General features: G+C 68.0%; 4 protein-coding genes. All 4 read right to left on the minus strand.

Annotated features, from left to right (window positions below; all coding sequences use genetic code 11):
* Positions 1 to 517: ABC transporter ATP-binding protein (locus BGO22_RS03490; protein WP_286848989.1), on the minus strand; the 517-nt coding region annotated here is incomplete at its 3' end.
* A complete protein-coding gene (locus BGO22_RS03495; RefSeq protein ID WP_070398379.1) occupies positions 517 to 1,302 on the minus strand; it encodes an ABC transporter ATP-binding protein in 786 nt (261 codons plus the stop codon). The genes BGO22_RS03495 and BGO22_RS03490, both read right to left, overlap by 1 nt.
* Positions 1,299 to 2,600, minus strand: a complete 1,302-nt coding sequence (locus tag BGO22_RS03500; protein WP_175442809.1) for a branched-chain amino acid ABC transporter permease — start codon at positions 2,598 to 2,600, stop codon at positions 1,299 to 1,301. The genes BGO22_RS03495 and BGO22_RS03500 overlap by 4 nt, the downstream gene beginning before the upstream one ends.
* 3 nt (positions 2,601 to 2,603) lie before the next feature.
* On the minus strand, positions 2,604 to 3,501 hold an 898-nt coding region (locus BGO22_RS03505; protein WP_286848993.1), incomplete at its 5' end, for a branched-chain amino acid ABC transporter permease.

Genomic DNA, 3,501 nt, shown 5'->3' on the forward strand with positions numbered 1-3,501 from the left:
ACTCGGCCACCAGCTCCACGATCTTGGGCGCCAGGCCCTCGGTGGGTTCGTCGATGATGATCAGGTCCGGGTCGCCCATCAGGGTGCGGCACAGGGTCAGCATCTGCTGCTCGCCGCCCGAGAGCACGCCGGCCTCGGTGTGCTGGCGTTCCTTCAGGCGCGGGAACATGGCGTACATGTCGTCGAATCCCCAGCGCGAGCCCTTGCCGGCCCCCTTTTGCCCCAGCAGCAGGTTCTGGTGCACGGTGAGCGTGGGAAAGATGTCGCGGCTCTCGGGCACGTAGCCCAGGCCCAGGTGGGCCACCTCGTAGGCCTTGCGGCCGACGATCTCCTGGTCCTTCCACCGCACGCTGCCCTCGCAGTCCACCAGGCCCATGATCGCCTTGGCGGTGGTGGAACGGCCCGAGCCGTTGCGGCCCAGCAGCGCGACGATCTCGCCGCTGCGCACCTCGAAGTCCACGCCGTGCAGCACGTGGCTTTTGCCGTAATAGGCATGAAGGTTCTGGATCTTCAGCATCAGTGCCCCGCTCCCTGCGCCTCGGCCACGTGCGAGCCCAGGTAGGCCTCCTGCACGCGTTCGTTGGCGCGCACCGCCTCGGGCGTGTCGAAGGCCAGCACCTCGCCGTACACCACCACGGCGATGCGGTCGGCCAGGCCGAACACCACGCCCATGTCGTGCTCCACGGTCAGCAGGGTCTTGCCTTCGGTGACGTCCTTGATCAGGCCGATGAAGCGGCTGGTCTCGCTCTTGCTCATGCCGGCCGTGGGCTCGTCAAGCAGGATCACGTTGGCGCCCCCGGCGATGGTGATGCCGATCTCCAGCGCGCGCTGCTCGGCGTAGGTGAGGTTCATGGCCAGCACGTCGCGCTTGCGGTCGAGCTGGATCATGTGCAGCAGCTGCTCGGCGCGCTGGTTGGCGTCGGTCAGGTTGGCCAGGAACTTCAGGAAGGTGTAGCGGTAGCCCAGGCTCCACAGCACCCCGCAGCGCAGGTTCTCGAACACGCTGAGCTTGGGGAAGATGTTGGTGATCTGGAAGCTGCGCGACAGGCCCGCGCGGTTGATCTCGAAAGGCCGCTTGCCGTCGATGCGCTGGCCGTTGAGCAGCACCTGACCGCTGGTGGGCGCGAAGCGCCCGCTGATGAGGTTGAACAGCGTGGACTTGCCCGCGCCGTTCGGTCCGATGATGCCCACGCGTTCGCCCGCCTTCACCGACAGGTTCACGCCGCGGATGATCTCGGTCTTGCCGAAGCTCTTGCGCAGGTCCTTGAGCTCCAGCGCCGGGGTGGATGTGGTGCCGCTCACAGCGCCTCCCTCTGCTTGATCTGGTTTTCGATGTCCTCCTGGATGGCGCCCCAGCGGCGCGCGAAGCCGCGCCGCGTCCATTCGAAGAGGCCGAAGCCGCCGAACGCCAGCGCCAGCGCGCCCAGCCAGCTGGTCCAGCCACGCGCGTGCAGCGTCAGGCCCAGGAAGTTCAGCTCGTCGCCCAGCGTGGTGCTGAGCTGCAGGTGGTAGACCATCTCGATGATGGCCGCCACGCCCAGCAGCATCACCACGGCCGAGGCGATCAATGCCAGGTAGCTGCCGCCGAGCTCGCGCAGGCGGCCATGGGCGGCCACGCGCACGTTCATCATGATCAGGCTGGCGATGCCGCCGGGCGCGTACATCACCATGAACAGGAAGATCAGGCCCAGGTACAGCAGCCAGGCCTTGGTGAGCTCGGACAGCAGGATCAGCGCCAGCACCATCAACACGCCGCCGATGATGGGGCCGAAGAAGAAGGTGGCGCCGCCCAGGAAGGTGAACAGCAGGTAGGCGCCCGAGCGCGCCGCGCCCACCACCTCGGCGGTGACGATCTCGAAGTTGAGCGCGCCCAGGCCGCCCGAGATGCCAGCGAAGAAGCCCGCGATGATGAAGGCCAGGTAGCGCACCTTCTGCGTGTCGTAGCCGACGAACTCCACCCGCTCGGGGTTGTCGCGCACGGCGTTGAGCATGCGGCCCAGCGGCGTGCGCGTGAACGCGTACATGGCGGCCACGCAGACGAAGGTGTAGAGCGCGATCAGGTAGTACACCTGCCGCTGCGGCCCGAAGGTGATGCCCATGAAGGGTTCGCCGGCCATGCGGTCGCCCGACACGCCGCCCTCGCCACCGAAGAACTCGGGGATCATGAGCGAGAGCGCGAACACCAGCTCGCCTAGGCCCAGCGTGATCATGGCGAAGGTGGTGCCGGACTTGCGCGTGGTGACGTAGCCGAACAGCACCGCGAAGCCCAGGCCCGCCACGCCGCCCACCAGGGGGATGAGCGAGACGGGCATGTGCATCGCGCCCTCGGTGACGCGGTTGAGCGCGTGGATGGCCATGAAGGAGCCCAGGCCGGTGTAGACCGCATGCCCGAAGCTGAGCATGCCGCCCTGCCCCAGCAGCATGTTGTAGGACAGGCAGGCGATGATGGCGATGCCCATCTGCGAGAGCACCGTCAGGCCCAGGCCGCTGCCCCAGATCAGTGGCGCCACGATCAGCAGCAGGGCAAAGCCGCCCCAGGTGATCCAGCGGCCGGTGTTGAAGCGGCGTGGCGCCGCCAGCGTGGAGGTGGTGGTGTTCATGGCTCAGCTCTCCCGTTTGCCCAGCAGGCCACGCGGGCGGAAGATCAGGATCAGCACCAGGAACAGGTACGGCAGGATGGGCGCCACCTGCGACAGCGTGAGCCGGATGTAGGAGTTGTTGCGCAGGCCCTCCGACAGCGGCACGCCGATCTGCTCGAACAGCGTGAGCAGCGAGTACTCGAAGGCGACGGCGAAGGTCTGGATCACGCCGATGAGCAGCGAGGCCACGAAGGCGCCCGACAGCGAGCCCATGCCGCCCACCACCACCACCACGAAGATCACCGAGCCCACGGTGGCGGCCATGGCCGGCTCGGTGAGGAAGGTGCTGCCGCCGATGACACCGGCCAGACCCGCGAGTGCCGAGCCGGCGCCGAACACCAGCATGAACACGCGCGGCACGTTGTGGCCCAGCGACTCCACCGCCTGCGGGTGCGTGAGCGCGGCCTGGATCACCAGCCCGATGCGCGTGCGCGTGAGCAGCAGCCAGACCGACAGCAGCATCACCACCGCGACCAGCATCATGAAGCCGCGCGTGGCGGGGAACGGCGAGCAGACCACGCGCACCGCCGCGTCGGTGGCGCTGCACAGCTCGGGCGCGGCCGCGCCCCAGACCAGGCGCAGGCCGTCCACGGAATGGTTGATGAGGGTGAAGGCCGGGCCCTGCAGCAACTCGGGCGGACGGAACTCCACCGCGATGCGGCCCCAGATGAGCTGAACCAGCTCGACGATGACGTAAGACAGGCCGAAGGTCACCAGCAGTTCGGGCACGTGACCGTACTTGTGCACCTTGCGCAGGCACTGGCGCTCGAAGGCCGCGCCCAGCAGGCCCACCACGATGGGCGCGATCACCAGCGCCGGCCAGAAGCCCACGAACTGCGCCACCTGGTAGCCCACGTAGGCG

Source organism: Hydrogenophaga sp. 70-12, assembly GCF_001897365.1.
In the GTDB taxonomy this organism is placed as follows: Bacteria; Pseudomonadota; Gammaproteobacteria; order Burkholderiales; family Burkholderiaceae_C; genus Hydrogenophaga; species Hydrogenophaga borbori.

Excerpts from the sequence above, each read along its gene's own strand:
- BGO22_RS03500 (WP_175442809.1), bottom strand. The coding sequence starts at position 2,600 with ATGAACACCACCACCTCCACGCTGGCGGCGCCACGCCGCTTCAACACC.